19 protein-coding genes and 1 other RNA gene are annotated in these 16,526 nt (G+C 59.2%); 6 read left to right on the plus strand and 14 right to left on the minus strand.

Annotated features, from left to right (window positions below):
* Positions 1-55: 55 nt before the first annotated feature.
* From ACSHXH_RS12260 to ACSHXH_RS12275, 4 genes are all read right to left on the minus strand, one after another.
* Entirely contained in the window at positions 56-1,159 is a 1,104-nt protein-coding gene (locus ACSHXH_RS12260; protein ID WP_435672086.1) for a dimethylsulfoniopropionate demethylase, read from the minus strand.
* A gap of 80 nt (positions 1,160-1,239) precedes the next feature.
* Positions 1,240-1,758, minus strand: coding sequence for a DinB family protein (locus ACSHXH_RS12265; RefSeq protein ID WP_435672087.1), 519 nt, complete (start codon positions 1,756-1,758; stop codon positions 1,240-1,242).
* A 1-nt stretch (position 1,759) separates the two neighbouring features.
* Entirely contained in the window at positions 1,760-2,464 is a 705-nt protein-coding gene (locus ACSHXH_RS12270; protein ID WP_435672088.1) for a DUF1326 domain-containing protein, read from the minus strand.
* A 1-nt stretch (position 2,465) separates the two neighbouring features.
* On the minus strand, positions 2,466-3,254 hold the full coding sequence (locus tag ACSHXH_RS12275; protein ID WP_435672171.1) for a DUF2182 domain-containing protein: 789 nt from the start codon (positions 3,252-3,254) through the stop codon (positions 2,466-2,468).
* A gap of 60 nt (positions 3,255-3,314) precedes the next feature.
* Between ACSHXH_RS12275 and ACSHXH_RS12280 the strand changes: the two genes are divergently transcribed.
* Positions 3,315-4,040 carry a FadR/GntR family transcriptional regulator gene (locus ACSHXH_RS12280; RefSeq protein ID WP_435672089.1) on the plus strand — a complete coding sequence of 242 codons (726 nt, stop codon included), beginning with the start codon at positions 3,315-3,317 and terminating at the stop codon, positions 4,038-4,040.
* 23 nt (positions 4,041-4,063) lie between these two features.
* Here the strand turns inward: ACSHXH_RS12280 and ACSHXH_RS12285 are convergent, their stop codons facing one another.
* Positions 4,064-4,816, minus strand: coding sequence for a cytochrome c biogenesis CcdA family protein (locus tag ACSHXH_RS12285; protein ID WP_435672172.1), 753 nt, complete (start codon positions 4,814-4,816; stop codon positions 4,064-4,066).
* A gap of 104 nt (positions 4,817-4,920) precedes the next feature.
* On the opposite strand from ACSHXH_RS12285, the gene ACSHXH_RS12290 reads away from it, so the two are divergent.
* Entirely contained in the window at positions 4,921-5,142 is a 222-nt protein-coding gene (locus ACSHXH_RS12290; RefSeq protein WP_435672090.1) for a sulfurtransferase TusA family protein, read from the plus strand.
* A gap of 60 nt (positions 5,143-5,202) precedes the next feature.
* Here the strand turns inward: ACSHXH_RS12290 and ACSHXH_RS12295 are convergent, their stop codons facing one another.
* Together ACSHXH_RS12295 and ACSHXH_RS12300 are read right to left on the minus strand one after the other, a co-directional pair.
* Positions 5,203-8,016 carry an Rne/Rng family ribonuclease gene (locus tag ACSHXH_RS12295; protein WP_435672091.1) on the minus strand — a complete coding sequence of 938 codons (2,814 nt, stop codon included), beginning with the start codon at positions 8,014-8,016 and terminating at the stop codon, positions 5,203-5,205.
* Positions 8,017-8,461: 445 nt separating this feature from the next.
* Positions 8,462-8,770: a hypothetical protein gene (locus ACSHXH_RS12300; protein WP_435672092.1), complete on the minus strand. Its 309-nt coding sequence runs from the start codon at positions 8,768-8,770 to the stop codon at positions 8,462-8,464.
* A 28-nt stretch (positions 8,771-8,798) separates the two neighbouring features.
* On the opposite strand from ACSHXH_RS12300, the gene ACSHXH_RS12305 reads away from it, so the two are divergent.
* The 3 genes from ACSHXH_RS12305 (at position 8,799) to ACSHXH_RS12315 (ending at position 11,161) form a co-directional block, all read left to right on the plus strand.
* Positions 8,799-9,218 carry a DUF2852 domain-containing protein gene (locus tag ACSHXH_RS12305; RefSeq protein WP_435672093.1) on the plus strand — a complete coding sequence of 140 codons (420 nt, stop codon included), beginning with the start codon at positions 8,799-8,801 and terminating at the stop codon, positions 9,216-9,218.
* A 73-nt stretch (positions 9,219-9,291) separates the two neighbouring features.
* Positions 9,292-9,741, plus strand: coding sequence for an RDD family protein (locus ACSHXH_RS12310; RefSeq protein ID WP_435672094.1), 450 nt, complete (start codon positions 9,292-9,294; stop codon positions 9,739-9,741).
* A 202-nt stretch (positions 9,742-9,943) separates the two neighbouring features.
* Positions 9,944-11,161, plus strand: a complete 1,218-nt coding sequence (locus tag ACSHXH_RS12315; protein ID WP_435672095.1) for an aminopeptidase P family protein — start codon at positions 9,944-9,946, stop codon at positions 11,159-11,161.
* A 46-nt stretch (positions 11,162-11,207) separates the two neighbouring features.
* On the opposite strand, the gene ACSHXH_RS12320 is transcribed toward ACSHXH_RS12315, so the two are convergent.
* The 5 genes from ACSHXH_RS12320 to ACSHXH_RS12340 all read right to left on the minus strand — a co-directional run bounded on the left by ACSHXH_RS12320 (position 11,208) and on the right by ACSHXH_RS12340 (position 14,396).
* The gene (locus ACSHXH_RS12320) at positions 11,208-11,435 is read right to left on the minus strand and encodes a ribbon-helix-helix domain-containing protein (RefSeq protein ID WP_435672096.1); all 228 of its coding nucleotides are present in this window, start codon (positions 11,433-11,435) and stop codon (positions 11,208-11,210) included.
* Positions 11,432-11,605, minus strand: coding sequence for a DUF4169 family protein (locus ACSHXH_RS12325; protein ID WP_435672097.1), 174 nt, complete (start codon positions 11,603-11,605; stop codon positions 11,432-11,434). The genes ACSHXH_RS12320 and ACSHXH_RS12325 overlap by 4 nt, the downstream gene beginning before the upstream one ends.
* Before the next feature lie 75 nt (positions 11,606-11,680).
* Complete coding sequence (gene fumC / locus ACSHXH_RS12330) at positions 11,681-13,075, minus strand: class II fumarate hydratase (RefSeq protein WP_435672098.1); 1,395 nt, start codon at positions 13,073-13,075, stop codon at positions 11,681-11,683.
* A 77-nt stretch (positions 13,076-13,152) separates the two neighbouring features.
* The gene (locus ACSHXH_RS12335) at positions 13,153-13,653 is read right to left on the minus strand and encodes an SspB family protein (protein ID WP_435672173.1); all 501 of its coding nucleotides are present in this window, start codon (positions 13,651-13,653) and stop codon (positions 13,153-13,155) included.
* 95 nt (positions 13,654-13,748) lie between these two features.
* On the minus strand, positions 13,749-14,396 hold the full coding sequence (locus ACSHXH_RS12340; RefSeq protein WP_435672174.1) for a DUF1194 domain-containing protein: 648 nt from the start codon (positions 14,394-14,396) through the stop codon (positions 13,749-13,751).
* Between the two features lie 159 nt (positions 14,397-14,555).
* Here ACSHXH_RS12340 and ACSHXH_RS12345 point away from each other — a divergent pair, with 159 nt between their 5' ends.
* A complete protein-coding gene (locus ACSHXH_RS12345) occupies positions 14,556-15,593 on the plus strand; it encodes a zinc-binding dehydrogenase (protein WP_435672099.1) in 1,038 nt (345 codons plus the stop codon).
* Between the two features lie 31 nt (positions 15,594-15,624).
* Here ACSHXH_RS12345 and ssrA read toward each other — a convergent pair.
* Positions 15,625-15,979, minus strand: a transfer-messenger RNA (tmRNA) gene (gene ssrA / locus ACSHXH_RS12350).
* Between the two features lie 133 nt (positions 15,980-16,112).
* Positions 16,113-16,487 carry a DUF4345 family protein gene (locus ACSHXH_RS12355; RefSeq protein ID WP_435672100.1) on the minus strand — a complete coding sequence of 125 codons (375 nt, stop codon included), beginning with the start codon at positions 16,485-16,487 and terminating at the stop codon, positions 16,113-16,115.
* Between the last annotated feature and the right edge of the window lie 39 nt (positions 16,488-16,526).

The following is a 16,526-nucleotide window of genomic DNA, read 5'->3' on the forward strand; positions in this document are numbered from 1 at the left end:
AAATATCTCGGGGAGTACGAGGGGCTGGCCCCTCGCTCCCGAACTCTCAAACCGCTCACACCCAGAACGTCTGCCAGACCTGCGCAGCGCGCACTTCCCCGGGCAAAACGACGTCCAGGTCGGTGCCTTCTTCCCAATGAGTCATGCGCACCATGCCAATGGCGACGTTGGTGCCGAAATCTGGCGAATAGGCTGCACTTGTCACCTGCCCCACTTGCGTGTCGCCTGACATCAGCGGCCAAGGCCGGTCACAAGACGGCACACGGTCCCCGTGGATTTCGATCGCCCGGATTTGCCGGATCGGCCCTTCCTGGGCCACACGCAGCAGCGCGTCCCGACCCACACAACCAATCGCCGTCTGGGTGTTGCAGAACTTGCCCAAGCCACATTCATGCGGCGTGTTGTCGTCGGTCATGTCATTGCCAAAGCTCAGCAATCCACCCTCGATCCGCTCGATCAGGTTGGGACAGCCCGCGTGCACATCCAGATCCTTCCCGGCTTCCATCAACGCATTCCAAAGCGGCATACCAAGATCACTGCCGTCCACGTAAATCTCAAACCCGCCTTGCCGCGAATAGCCTGACCGCGCCACGGCCAGTGACCGGCCCTGAAAATCGAGCATCTTGTAACGGAAGAACCGAATGTCGCGCACCGCGTCACCGAACACGCGCGCCATCAGATCGTCGGCCTTGGGGCCCTGCACCGCCAGCGGCGACACGTCAGGTTCATCCACCAACACATCAAGCCGGAACCCATAGGCCAGCCCTTTGACCCAATACAGCAGATCGCTGTCGGCAATGGAAATCCACCACCGGTCCTCGGCCAGCTTGACCGCCACCGGATCATTCAGCATGCCGCCCGTCTCATCGACGATGGGGACATAGTAACACTGCCCCGGCAGCATCGACCGCAAATCGCGCGGCGTGAGCATCTGCATCAATCTGCTGGCATCGGGGCCACGCAGTTCGACCTGACGCTCGCAGGCCACATCCCAGACTTGCACCGCATCCTTAAGATGCCGGTAATCCTCTTCGACCGACCGGAACACCGTCGGCAAAAGCATATGATTGTAGACCGTAAAGGCCTTCACCCCGGCGGCTTCGACGCCATCAGAAAATGGGGTTCGCCGCAACCGGCGGGACGGAGAGATCAGAGCCATGCGTGTTACCTTATGCACAACAAATGGGATGGCGGGCGGGGCGACGCACCTGCGCGAGCGCCAAACGACAGCCGACGGAGTTAGAACCAGGGGCCCTCTTCGGGCATGATGAAAAGGTCAGTGACAGGGGCTTTCGCGCCTGCTGCCGTCAGCATCGCGTGGATTTGTCCGCGATGGTGGGTCTGGTGGTTGAAGAAATGCGTGATGCACAGATCAAGCGGCTTGGTCACCTCTTGGCCCAACGCGTTCGAATACCACGTCAAGTTTCCCTTCATGTCGACCGCGTGCAACCCGTCCGTCCACCTGAGGATACGGGCGTCCATCTTGAACCGCTCTCCCGACCAGACAGCCGGTGTCGGGGTAAACTCTGCATGCTGCGACGCGTCCACATCCGGACCCGCCCCCCCGTCAAAGCGCGACATCCAAAGGGTGTCGCCCCACAACAGGTGGTTCGCGGTCTTCATGAGCGAGCCGAAAAACGCCTTACGGTTTTTGCGCAGTTCGGCCTCCGGCAAGCTTTCAAACGCTGCGCGCACTTGCTTGTTCTGCCAGGCATTGTACCGCGCCATCGTCACGCAATATTCCGGGAAGACCCGCATCTTACTTGGGCCCCGACCAGTCGATCGGGCAAATCTCGGCGGATTTACCCCCGAAATCCCAGATGCGCCCGTAATCGCGCACCTTGGATTTCACGCCGCGGGCCGCGATGATGTCCGGCCCCATCCAATACTTGGAATTGGTGATCATCACCGGATGATCGGGATCGCCGCCGTCGATCATCTCGATCTCGCCCTGGATCTTGCGCCCGATATAAAGCCCCCGCTTTTTGCCGTCGCGCACGATCTCGACCTTTTCGCGCTCGGCGCCCACGATGTCGCTCACCAGCATGGTGAACAGGCCCGTGGTGCCACCGGCTGCTCCGCTGAAAATTTGCAGAATGCCGTTGTAAGCCTTGCCGCTGGCGCGCTCGTCCACATAGGCAGCGACTTTCCAACCGCCTTCGGCCATGCGACCGGGGATTTCGACCATCAGACCGACATTCAGGCCCGACAGGTCTTCGCCCTCGTAATGGCCCTCATCAATCGCAATCGCCATCCACGCATAGCAATGCCCCTCGGTTGGGGGATGTGCGCCAAGGCTGACCACGCAGGGGCAAAACAAAGCGCAGGAGCAATTCAGAAACAGCTCGCCCTTGATGGCCCAGTCGGTGGGCGTCATGCGCCGCCGCTTGGGATTGTCCATCCGCTGGTCGATCCGTTGGCTGACCGGCAACCGGTCTGCATCGGGGCGTGTCTTTACGGCCATTTTATCCTCCCATCATCAGGGGCCAGCCAATCACGGCTACACCTGCCGCGATCAAAAGAACCCCCATCGGTTTTGTTGTATAATGCCCAATCTGGGGCAGTTTTTCGATTACCATGAACAATGTCGCCAGACCCATCCACGCAAGGTTCATCACACCGCCGACAAATCCCAGCGCCATAAAACCCCAGCAACAGCCCACACAGAACGCACCAAGGCCGAGCCCCATGCGCAAACCGCCGTCAAAGCCAGTCTTCCAGCGCGTCAGGAAATAGCTCATCGGGCTGTGACAGACACCGTGGCATACCTCTTTGACACGGGAGAACTGAAACGCGCCCACGACGATCAACAGCCCGCCCTGCACAACCGTGCTGCGCGCAATGCCAAGCATGTCGACCATGCCGCCAAACAGCAGCCCCAACTGCACCGCAGTGATGAGGGCGGCGAAGGCGCTCCAGACCACCGAATACCCTGTCAGAACGCCCCACCAGCCGATGCGGGTGCCATTGGCGCTGAGCATCAGGTCTTCGTAGGCGCGCAGCGTCGGAACCATGGTTGGCAGCATCATCGCCGCCATCATGATGGCCCACATTGCGAATAGCGGCCCAAACTCGGCCATCGGCATGACCATATCCATCCGCGGGTCCATGTTGCGCATGGTCTCGCCCATCGGGCCGGGACGGCCCAAAAGATCAAGGTCCATGCCCACGGCCATCATGTACAGAAACGTCCACGACACCAGAATGGCGGCGAAAAACGCCAGCCATCCAACCGTGCGCACTGTCCCCTGCATGCCATGACCTCCCAGACTCAGCTTGACGTCCTGAATGTCAGACAATTAAATGTCTGACAAATGAAAAATCACACGCCTGCCCCCAGCCTGTCCGCCACCATCGCCGATGCGATCCGCGACGCGATTGTCGACGGGCATCTGTTGGTCGGCGACCGATTGCCCTCCGAGGCGGAACTGGCGGACCAACACGGCGTGTCGCGGGCCACCGTGCGCGAGGCCCTCAAACGGTTGGCGGCGCAGTCGTTGATCCGCACCGAACGCGGCGCGTTTGGCGGGGCGTTTGTGAACCACCTGTCTTATGAAGAGGCCCGCGCGCAGCAGGTGACCACCTCAACGCTGTTGCTGGGCATGAATGCCGTCAGCTTTCAGGTGGCCTGCGAGGCGCGCTATGCGCTGGAGCGCAGTTGCACAGCGCTTGCTGCCGAACGCTGGACCGAAGCGCTTGTGGGGCGGATGGATCACGAAATCGCCACCCAATCCGACCCTGCCCTGAGCGATGAGACGTTCTGCGCTTCGGACGTGGCCTTTCACCGGGCGCTGGTCGATTGTGCGGGCAACGAGGTTCTGAGCTATCATCTGGCCGGCAGCGTTGAGGCGATGCAGCCGTTGATGAACATGATCACATTCACCGCGCGCAGCCGGGCCGAGATCATCGACCTGCACAGGGTCATTGTGGACGGGTTGAAACGACGCGATGTGGCCACCGTCGACCGCGCCTTGGCCACGCTTGAGGCCTATACGATCACGCTTGGTCAATCGGTTCTGAAAGCCCGCGCCACCCGCTGACCTCTGCTCAGGATCGCCCCGGTTTAACCCAACAATGCCAGCCCCGGGAAGGTCTCAAGCAGCCAGAAGGCAAAGGATGTGAACGCGCCGGTGACAAGCGCGATACCGACAACAACCAGCAATCCGCCCATCGCCAATTCGATCTTGCGCATGTGCTTTTTGATCCGGTTCATCAGCCCCATCGCCCGCGTCATGAACATCGCTGCCAGCAGGAACGGAATGCCCAGGCCTGCCGCGTATACTGCCAAAAGCACGGTGCCCCGCGCCACGGATGCTTCGGATGCGGCCAGGGACAGGATCGCGCCCAGTTGCGGACCGATGCAGGGCGTCCAGCCAAAGGCAAAGGCCAAGCCCAGAATATAGGCCCCAAACGCCGATCCACCCTGTTCCCCAGCCTCAAGCCGCTTTTCCTGATCCAGAAACGGAATGCGGAACACGCCCAGAAAATGCAGGCCAAAAATGATCACCACGACGCCCGACGCTTGGGCAAGCTGGGTTTGGTAGTTCAGGAAAAAGGCCCCGAAAACCGATGCCGTAAACCCCAAAAGGATAAAGATCGTCGACAAGCCCAACACAAAGAACAGCGCCGCCACCACCGCACGCCTGCGCCCGCTGCCGCCCTGTTCCATCTCGGTCACGCTGACCCCGGACATATAGGCAAGGTAAGGCGGCACAATGGGCAGCACACACGGGCTTAGGAACGACAATGCCCCCGCCAGAAGAGCAATGCTCATCGCCGGAAACAAGGCTGCGTCAATGATCTGAAATTCCAACATATCCCCGACATAGGCCAAGGCGCGGGCGCTGTCACGCGACGCGGGGTCACATGATCGTGCCAAGCCAGTGGACAGCGCGCACCGCCCCGCCTACATCCCTGTCCATGAGCCAAGACCTAGATGCAAAAGGGCTGCTATGCCCCCTTCCCGTCCTCAAGGCGCGCAAGCGTCTGATCGGGCTGACCACTGGTGATGAATTGCGGGTTCTGACAGATGACCCCGCCGCCATCATCGACATTCCCCATTTCTGTGCGGAGGCTGGACACACGCTCGTCAGCAGTGCCGAGGACGGGGATGGCATGCTCTGGGTAATCCGCAAGGCCTGACGCAAAACGCCCCCGTGCAGAACACGAGGGCGTTTGATGTTTCACGCAACTTGGATCGGATCAGCGGCCCAAGGACCACCAGCCCTTGCGCTTGGATTTGGCGGTATCCTCCGGTGCCGTCTCAGGCTCTGCCGCAACAGGCTCAGGCTTGACCACTGCCACAGGCTCAGGGGCCGAAACAGGTTCAGGCGTGGCAACCGGTGCAGGTGTCGGCGCAACAACCGCAGGTGCGGCTTCAGCCACGGCAACAACAGCGGGCTTTTCGTCTGCAACAACTGGCTCATCCGCCTTGGCAGGCTTCTTTGCACGGGTCCGTTTTGCAGGCGCTTTCTTAGCCGGTTTTGGGGTGTCCGTCGCTTCGGCCTCTGCCGCCTCAACCGCCTCGGGCTTTTTGCGGGTCCGGGTGCGTGGCTTTTTCTTGGGCGCGTCTTCGGCAATTGCCGCGTCCTCTGCACCCGCGTCAGCGACGGGAGCATCCTCTACCTTAGGCTTGGGTGTCCGCGTGCTTGTCGATTTCGGCGCGGGCTTTGACACTACCACATCTGCCGCATCAGCCTCAGCCGACTCGGGCTTCTTGCGCGACCGGCTCCGCGTCCGCTTGGGTTTTTCGGCGGCGTCTTCGGTCACGGCATCTGTAGACGCGCCAGCTGACACTGCCTTTGCGGCAACCGGAGCGTCAACGTCTGCGGACGTGTCAGTTTCAGGCGTGTCCGTGTCGTCTTCTGCATCCGATCCGTTTTCGCCGTCTTCCTGACGATCCCGGTTCCGGTTGCGGCCACGCCCACCACGACGGGACCGGCGACGCCGCTTCTTGGGCTTGCCGTCCTCGTCATCGGTGTTTTCAGAGACGGCGTCGTCAGACACATCCGTCTGATCTTCGTCTTCATCGTCCTCTTCCGCCGCGTCTTCGTCGACCTGATCCATCAGCGACGTATCAACAGAGACCACGTGGGTCACCGCTTCGGGCACGACACGGGTTGCGGTCTTGAACTTCTCCATCGTGAAATCCGGGCTGACCAGATGCACATCGCCTTCGATCCGCACGGACAGGCCGTAGCGCGCTTCGATCTGGGCCACATGTTCGCGTTTCTGGTTCATCAGGAAATTGGCGATAGAGACCGGGCATTTGACCAGCACTTCACGCGACCGGCGGCGCACGCCCTCTTCTTCGATCTGGCGAAGCACTTGCAGCGCCATGTTGTCATCCGACCGGATCAGACCGGTGCCATGACAGCTTGGGCAGGGTTGGGTTGTCGCCTCGATCATGCCGGGGCGCAGACGCTGGCGCGACATTTCCATCAGACCAAAGCCGGAAATCCGACCGACCTGAATGCGCGCACGATCATTTTTCAGTTTGTCTTTGATGCGCTTTTCGACGGCAGCGTTGTTCTTGCGCTCGTCCATGTCGATGAAGTCGATCACGATCAGACCGGCAAGATCGCGCAGGCGCAACTGACGCGCCACTTCTTCGGCCGCCTCAATGTTGGTCTTGAGCGCGGTTTCCTCGATCGAGCCTTCCTTGGTCGCCCGACCCGAGTTGACGTCGATGGCCACAAGCGCTTCGGTCACGCCAATTACGATATAGCCCCCGGACTTGAGCTGCACAGTGGGGTTGAACATGCCCGACAGGTAGGATTCCACCTGATGGCGCGCAAAAAGCGGCATGGGTTCGACGTAATGCTGCACGTTCTTGGCGTGGGACGGCATGATCATCTTCATGAAGTCCTTGGCGATGCGATAGCCGCGTTCGCCTTCCACCAGAACTTCGTCGATGTCGCGGTTATACAGATCGCGGATCGACCGTTTGATCAGGTCGCCCTCTTCGTAGATCTTGGCCGGTGCGATGGATTTCAGCGTCAATTCGCGGATCTGTTCCCACAAGCGCTGCAAGTATTCATAGTCACGCTTGATCTCGGTCTTGGTGCGCTTGGCACCCGCTGTCCGAATGATCAGACCCGCGCCCTGCGGCACGTCGATCTCGTTGGCAATTTCCTTGAGCTTCTTGCGGTCGGGAGCATTGGTGATCTTGCGGCTGATGCCACCACCGCGCGCGGTGTTGGGCATAAGCACACAATAGCGACCCGCCAGCGACAGATACGTTGTCAGGGCAGCGCCCTTGTTGCCGCGTTCTTCCTTGACGACCTGCACCAAAAGGATCTGGCGCACCTTGATGACTTCTTGGATCTTGTACCGCTTTGCGCGCGGCTTGCGGCGCGGGCGGATGTCGTCATGAGTGTCGTCATCGGCGACAGATTCGATGTTTTCATCACGATCTGCGGGCTCGGACTTTTCATCATGATCGTCTTCGTCGTCATGGTGGTCGGCCCCGATATCCTCGGGTGCGTCTATCTCGTCGGGTTCTTCAACCGGCGTGTCGGCAACCGTCTCCATCGGAGACAGGCCCTCGTCGTCCTCGTCGTCTTCCGACAGGTCGATGGTCTCCATGCCTGATATGTCATCAGACAGGTCTTTGACGGCGACGGCGTCGTCATTGTCAGCCTTGGCAGCGCGCGAGCGGTTGCGCCCGCGGCCCCGGCGGGATTTCGGCTTTTCGTCCTCGTCTTCGCGCTTGGCCTGCGATTCCGCATAAGCGCGCTCTTCTTCCATGAGCGCTTCGCGGTCTGCGACCGGGATTTGGTAGTAATCGGGATGGATTTCCGAGAACGCGAGGAACCCGTGGCGGTTGCCGCCGTAATCCACGAACGCAGCCTGAAGCGACGGTTCGACCCGGGTTACTTTTGCGAGGTAGATGTTGCCAGCTAGCTGGCGTTTGTTTTCGGATTCAAAGTCAAATTCCTCAACCTTGTGTCCGTCGACCACCACAACCCGAGTTTCCTCGGCGTGGGTGGCATCGATAAGCATTTTCTTGGGCATAAATTCCGTGTGCACAACCGTCGCAGCCCCCGTCTTTCGAAAAGAGGGCGGGATCGGGTGTGTCTTGTCATGGCGAGGGCGGGCGCAGCGGCTGGCCGGGGTGAAATGCCCCGTTGCTCTAGCCTCATGTCCTGCGCGCGTTTCATCGCGTTTCTTCTCCGATGCTTGTCACGACAGTGACTGCATCCGTTGCGACCCTGACGTTCTATAAAAACCTCAGGTGTGTGTAGACGGCCTTGCGGGCCATATCAGCCTGCTCTGAACTCAGGACACTCTGCCGATATTCAGAACAGCGAAACTCTTGCGCCCGCATTCCGTCAAACGGACCGGGCTGATCATCACAATAAGGCGAGAGAGGTCACATGCACAATGGGCAATCTTACCTTTTCTGCATGTGACACATGTCTTGCCATTGGAAAATCAATCAAATTGTATGCTGAACGCTTCAAAAGGCGAAGGCTTGAAGCGGGCTCGCGCCCCATTCCGTGCCGCCCGCGAGCACATCAAAATCCGCACCATGAGCACCTTGGCTCAGCCGAGCATTGCGTGATCCAGGATTGCTGCATTTTGACTTAATTTCGGCCACAACAGGCACGCGACGGCATGTTTTGCCGTTTGATCCGGCCTGCCTGACTGAAACCACACCATGCCAAGCATATGAATTTAAATTATAAATTAAGTAAATGTAAAAAACATTCACATTATCCCTTGCAAACCGATCCAACACTCCCGATCTGTCTAATGTGAAAGACATTCACATCACACAAACAACGGAGTTGACAATGAGCACGATCGCCGCCCCCGCTTCCCTTTCGACCCGCATGGGTTGGTTTTCCCGCGCCGAGGCGTGGCTTGATTCAAAAGGCAAAGCTGCCTGGATCGCCGCAATGGTCCTTGGCTTTATCTTCTTCTGGCCCATCGGCCTTGCCCTTCTTGGATATATGATCTGGAGCAAACGCATGTTCAATTCATCCTGCAACCGCAGCCGCAACTCGCACAAATTCACCGCAATGCGGTCATCCGGCAATTCGGCCTTCGACGCCTACAAGACCGAAACCCTGCGCCGTCTCGAAGACGAGCAGGAAAACTTTGAAGCATTCATGAAGCGTCTGCGCGACGCCAAAGACAAGGCCGAGTTCGATCAGTTCATGGACGACCGCGCAAAGACCGCGAAAGAAACCCGCGAATCCGAAGACGCCTGATCTTTGAATCCCACGACTGTGGCCCCATATCGGGGCCACGCCTATCCCCTATAGAAAGCAACGGTTCTAGACGATGATAACCACGAACACCTATCCCAATCTGCCTGACCCGGTGGTGCAGCCCGAATTCTACGACAGTGTCACTGTCAAACGTGGTGTTGCCTGGGTGATCGATGCCGCGTTGATCCTTGCGCTGGTGATCCCGATCGTGGTGATGACCCTGTTTATCGCGCTTTGGTTTCTGCCACTGCTGTTCTTCGTGGTGGGCTTTATCTACCGCGTCGCCACCATCACTGGCCGGTCAGCCACATGGGGCATGCGGATAATGTCCATTGAATTCCGCGACAGCCGCGGCGAACATTTTGATTTCAGTCAGGCGTTCATGCACACTCTGGGCTATACGGTGTCGATGTCCGTGTTCCCGCTGCAACTGATCTCGATCGCAATGATGGTCCTGACCGAACGCGGCCAAGGCCTCACCGATATGCTTTTGGGCACCGTCGCCATCAACCGCCGCGCCTGAGACAAGCGGTGTGGCGTCCTGCCCCTCATCCCCATTGACAGAACCGCAGCGCTTTGGCATCGAAATGGGGATGTGCCGTCGATGGCGTCGCCGGAGCAAGACCCGCATCAGGCTTTCACAGCAAAGCTAACAGTCCTGAACGCCCGGATGTGATGCCGGGCGCTTTGCGTTTTGTCCCGGCTTATTGACGGAGACTGAACCCATGTTCGACACGATCAACCGCCCCCAGACCTTCACCAGCCACAACGGCGACAAAGCCCCCCTGCCCTTTGCCGCCTCGGAATACGACGCCCGCATCGCCAACCTGCGCACCATCATGGCCACGCATGATCTGGACGCGGTGCTGCTCAGCTCGATGCAGACCATCGCCTACTATTCCGGGTTTCTCTATTGCAGCTTTGGCCGCCCATATGGCCTTGTTGTAACCCATGACGCCTGCACCACCGTGTCGGCCAATATCGATGGTGGACAACCGTGGCGTCGGGCGCATTGCGACAATGTCATCTACACCGATTGGGAACGGAACAATTACTGGCGCGCCATTGCGGGTTTGGTCGGCACTGGCCACCGGATTGGCGTTGAAGGCGACCACCTGACGCTGGCAGCCCGCGCCACGCTTGACGTGTTCATGAACACACCGGACATCATCGACATCGCGCCCGACACGATGCGCGCGCGCATGATCAAATCGCCCGCCGAAATCGCCCTGATCCGCGAAGGCGCACGCATCGCCGATGTGGGCGGATATGCCATCCGTGACGCGATCGCGGCAGGTGCCCGCGAGATCGACATCGCCATGGCAGGCCGCGACGCGATGGAGCTTGAGATCGCCCACAGCTTTCCCGACAGCGAAATCCGCGACACGTGGGTGTGGTTCCAGTCGGGCCTGAACACCGACGGCGCGCACAACCCCGTCACCACCCGTGCGCTGGAAATGGGCGATATCCTCAGCCTGAACACCTTTCCGATGATCTCGGCCTATTACACCGCGCTGGAACGCACATTGTTCCTCGGAGAACCGGATGCCGATTCCTTGCGGATCTGGACCGCCAATGTCGCCGCACATGAGCTTGGGCTCAGCCTCATCAAACCGGGGATGTCCTGCGCGCAAATATGCGACGAAATCAACCGTTTGTTCGTACAGGAAAACCTGCTGCACCATCGATCCTTTGGCTATGGTCATTCTTTTGGCATCCTGAGCCATTATTATGGCCGCGAAGCTGGGCTTGAGCTGCGCGAAGACATCGACACGGTGCTGGAGCCGGGAATGGTCGTGTCCATCGAACCGATGCTTTGGATTCCCGAAGGCACCGCCGGAGCTGGTGGCTACCGCGAACATGACATCCTTGTGGTAACCGAGGACGGCGCGGACAATATCACCGGCTTTCCCTACGGCCCAGAGCACAACATCATCGGCTAAGGCCGCTTCAAACCATCATCCTCGGGCGTGACCCGAGGATGACGCGCTATGTGCCCCCACCCTTACGATACCAGTCCAAGACAAACAGCCGAATGGCTGATGCCAAGCCGACATCAACCTCGCGCGCCTCATCAATTTCTGCGGCCAAGGCATTGATCGGCATATCCTTTTCCGCCGCAATGTCACGAAACGCACGCCAGAACGCATCCTCCAGCGACACACTCGTACGATGCCCTTGCAGGGTCAGCGACCGTTTGACCGGACGTCCGCTCATGAAATGGATTTACCGTCCAGATCGCGTATCGCCTTTTCGGCGCGTGCTGACTCAAGATTTTTCTGCGCCTTGGTCCGTCCGAATTTTACGGCATTCGCGTCGGCCCCAGCACGCTTTTCTGAACGCGCCTTTGCTTTGCGAAAATGGTTGAGGTTGGTGACTTTGGTCATGGGCAAAAGGATACCAACCGACGCAAGACACGCAAGGCCCTTGGGAGGGCCTTGCGAACGCGATTTCGAAACGGCTTAGCCCTTCGGCCCAATCATATCCTCGGGCCGCACAACGCGGTCAAAGGTTTCCGCATCCACAAAGCCCAGCGCAATCGCCTCGTCCTTGAGCGTTGTGCCGTTCTTGTGCGCGGTCTTGGCAACCTTGGTGGCGTTGTCATAGCCGATAGTTGGGGCCAACGCCGTCACCAGCATCAGAGATTCTGTCATCAGCTTTTCGATGCGCGGCTCGTTCGCTTCGATCCCAAGCAGCATCCGTTCGGTAAAGCTGTCGGCAGCGTCACCCAAAAGCTGCATGCTTTGCAACAGGTTATAGGACATCATCGGGTTGTAGACGTTCAGCTCAAAATGCCCCTGACTGCCTGCGAACTTGATCGCGGCGTCATTGCCCATGACATGGGCGGCGACCTGCGTCAGCGCCTCGGCCTGGGTCGGGTTCACCTTGCCCGGCATGATCGACGATCCTGGCTCGTTTTCCGGTAAGATCAATTCCCCCAGACCCGAGCGCGGGCCAGAGCCCAGAAAGCGGATGTCGTTGGCAATTTTGTAGCACGACCCCGCCACGGTCGCCAAAGCACCCGACATGAACACCATGGCATCATGCGCGGCCAGCGCCTCAAACTTGTTGGGGGCGGTCACAAACGGCAGGCCGGTGATCTCGGCCATGTTCGCGGCAACGGTTTCGCCCCAGCCCTGCTTGGTGTTGAGGCCCGTGCCAACGGCTGTGCCGCCCTGTGCCAGTTCGTAAATTCCCGGCAGGCAGGTATTGATCCGCGCGATGCCCATGCGGATTTGGTGCGCGTAGCCGGAAAACTCCTGCCCCAATGTCAGTGGCGTGGCGTCTTGCGTGTGTGTTCGGCCAATTTTGATAATGTCTTTGAATTCTTCGGATTTTTGCTCAAGTCCGGAGGCCAGCTTTTCCAGCCCCGGCAAAAGCACATCGCGCACCATCATCGCAGCGGCAATGTGCATCGCGGTCGGGAAGGTGTCATTCGACGACTGACCCATATTGCAATGGTCGTTCGGGTGCACCGGGTCTTTCGATCCGATCACACCACCCAGAATTTCAATCGCACGGTTCGCGATCACCTCGTTGGCGTTCATGTTCGACTGAGTGCCCGAGCCTGTCTGCCAGACAACAAGCGGGAAGTTGTCGTCAAATGTGCCGTCGATCACCTCGCCTGCCGCTTGAACAATCGCGTCGGCCAGACGTGCATCCAGATCACCGGACGCCTTGTTCGCCTGCGCGCAGGCCTTTTTGATGACGCCAAGCGCGCGAACAATCGCAACGGGCTGTTTTTCCCAGCCGATGGGGAAGTTCATGATCGAACGCTGCGTCTGCGCGCCCCAATACTTATCGGTCGGAACCTCAAGCGGGCCAAAACTGTCGGATTCGGTGCGGGTCTGAGCCATCTGGGCCTCCTCGGTATGCAGTTGCATGCCGTTTAGCCGCATCCAGCGCTTTGAGCAATTGTCAAACTGGCGCAGGGTTACTTGCGGAAAGTGTCCAAGCTGACAACGTCGGCATTTTTGCGCTCTGGCGACGAGGTTACCGCCTTTGGCACCTTGGCGGTTTTCTTACGGTCCTTCGATGCAAGCGGCGATGGCACGACATCCCCCTCTTCGGCGTCTTCGCTGTCAGTGCTTTCAAAGCGCAGACCGAATTCGACCGACGGATCGACAAAGGTCAGAATCGCATCGAACGGAATATACAGCCGCTCCGGCGCATCGCCGAAATTGAGCGTGACGGCAAAACCGTCGTCGGTCACCTCAAGATTGTCGAACCAATTCTGCATCACCACGGTCATTTCACCCGGATAGCGGTCGGACAACCAATCCGCGATTTCGACATCCGGATGTCCGGTGTCAAACGTGATAAAAAAGTGATGATCGCCCGGAAGGCCGTTCTGCTTTACGTCATCAAGAACGTTGCGGATCAATCCGCGCATCGCCTGATGCATCAAGCTTCCATAATTGATGCCCGTCGTCATGGCTGTCATCCCCCGAGTCTGCATCGATCATATTGCAAAAAATCGAAAACAAAAGGCCAGCTGTCATGCAAACTGCACCAAGCCGAGGATTTCCGCTATCCAAAGACGCTGCTGATTTCACGGAGGATTTTCCGGCGGATCGCACGGGCATAATCCCGGTGGCCCCGCGCGGTTTCCACAAACCCATCCGCTGTGATGACATGGCGTTGGTAGAAATTGGTGATGGCCCGGCCCAACCCTTCAATGGCCAAGCCATTGACGGTCACACCGGCACGTTCTGCGGCGCGGCGCACCCTGCTTACCTCTGCCCCCGCGTTGGGCGTTCCGTCGCCTGACATATCAATGATGCGGCGGTCGCAATCGGGACTGGTGTCAAAATGGCGCAGCGCCATGCCCAGTGCCTCTGCGGGGGCGGTGTTAGACATCACGAACGCCCGCGGCAGCCGTTCCACGGCCGCGGCAAAGATCTGCACATGGCTGGGGCTGAACATCTGCGTCCAATCAAGGCTCACCTCTTGGGCGTCGACCCCAGACCATTGGATCACGCTGAGGGCCACCTGATCACGCACCAGAATCTCGGCAATTTCGGGGTCGCGTAAAGCCGCAGCCAGCCCATCGATCTGAATTCGGTATTCACCTGGATCAACCGATTGGGACACATCCATCGCAAGGATAAGTGCCGTGCGGCACGCCTGCGCGGGCTGGGAAAGGCAAAGACATATGATCAGCGCGCGCAGCAACATTGGGTCCAATGATGCGTCAGCACAGGGTGCCGTCAAGTAAAACGTCAGGCCCACCTGCGACCCTGCCAAAGCGCACCGATGCATTTTGGCCTTGGTCATGGCGCAGCTTTTTGATTTGACTGATGTTTAGACGATGCCCCTGTCATCAAAGGACCTGCCATGCGCGCTGCCGTACTCCGTGACTTCAACCAAGACCTTGTCCTTGAGACGGTCGCTGACCCGGCCTGCCCGGACAATGGCGTCGTGCTGGAGGTTGCGGCCTGCGGTGTGTGCAGGTCGGATTTTCACGGCTGGACCGGCGAACACCCCAAGGTGAATCCCGGCGATATTCTGGGTCACGAATATTGCGGCACAGTCGTCGCGGCTGGCCCCCAGGCCAAACACAAGATCGGTGACAGGTTGATTGCGCCGTTCATTCTGTCCTGCGGCAGCTGCCCCGCCTGTCATACCGGCGTATCCAACACCTGTGCGCATCAGATCGTTCCGGGCTTTGGCACACAAGGGGCCTATGCGGAATTCGTCGCTGTGCCGTTTGACCACAACCTTGTCCCCCTGCCCGACACCATGACACCAGCGCTTGCAGCCGGGCTTGGCTGCCGGGTGACGACGGCGTGGCACGCGTTGACCGACCGGGCGAACGTGCGTGCAGGAGAGTGGGTCGCGGTGCATGGCACAGGCGGTATTGGCCTTGCCACCCTACTGCTGGCCAAAGCGTTGGGCGCGCAAGTGGTGGTGGTCGATGTGGTCGATGAAAAGCTGACCCATGCCAAAGGCTTGGGCGCAGATGCGGCTATCAACGCGCGCGACACGGATGTGGCCGCTGCAATTCATGACATCACAGGCGGCGGCGCGCATGTGTCGATCGAGGCGCTTGGGATCGCGGCGACCACCAACGCCTCAATCGACTGTTTGCGCGTGTTGGGGCGTCATGTGCAGGTCGGCATGCCCGCAGGCGCATCTGGCACTATGCAGATCAACATGCGCGGCATCTACAGCAAACAGCTCGCATTTTTTGGAACGCGCGGCATGCCTGCTTGGAAATATCCAACGCTCTTGGACATGATCGCGCGGGGACAGGTCGACATCCGCCCGATGGTCGCGCGCGAGGTGACGCTCTCGGGTGCCAGCGCCGAACTGGCAGCCATGCGCGGACCCACAGCACCGGGCACCGCTGTCATCACGGATTTCACGCAATAGGCCTATCCGACATTCATCGCTCAGGGGAGAAAGTGCAGGCTTCTGTTGCCAGGTGCCTGCGAACCCCGCCTGATGCTGCTAAGCGTCAGGGCTTAAGTTTCGGTATTCCGCACAGCTTACGCTGCGAGTGCAACCGGAGCATTGTTGTCATTTGCAACTATACTATGTGAACCGATAACGGTGGTATCTAACCGAGACAAAGCTAACGTGTTTAGACGTTCGTCGATCCTATTTCGACCCCATGTTCCTGCAAATGACAGGATGTTTGGTGGAGTCGCCGGGTACCGCCCCCGGGTCCGAGCCGCTTATTGAACGCGCGTTTATGTCTATAGTCCCCTTGCGAAGACAGCTTCTATATCGGGCTTTGGGGCCGGGATTTCAAGCACCAACATTGGGATTTGGTGCATAAGCTGACGGAGCCATCAGCCCTTTTGATGAAACGCGACGAACCGCGCAGTGCCGTTTGCCAAACAGCACAGGCCCCGCACCTTGAACTTGATCCGTACCGTCAGGACGGCGCTATTGGGACACCCCGTGAACACCCCCGAGATTGGCGATCAAAAGCCACGCCGCCAACACCGCTTCAACCAGAAAATAGACAAGCGCCTTGGGCAAGGGCGGCGCGTCGAGCACCAGAGACAACGCGCGCCCCGCGCTTGCCCCCAGATAAACGAAGCCCAGCATCACATAGGCCACCGGCATGTTCAGCCACAGACACGCTGCCCCCGCCACAACAAACAAACCGCCCACCGACGCCCGCATCTCGGACAAGCCCATCGTTGTGGCGCCGGTGCGCAGGTCCAGCACCTCGGCGGTATAGCGCGGCGCAAGAAATCCGAACGCGCCCAGCGCGATGGTCAAAACTGCGGCAATGCTGTTCACGATGTCGATCATGGTCGGTCTCCAAATCCTGCGTATTGCCAGATCAATTAG

This window comes from Marivita sp. (assembly GCF_051251565.1).
In the GTDB taxonomy this organism is placed as follows: Bacteria; Pseudomonadota; Alphaproteobacteria; order Rhodobacterales; family Rhodobacteraceae; genus Marivita.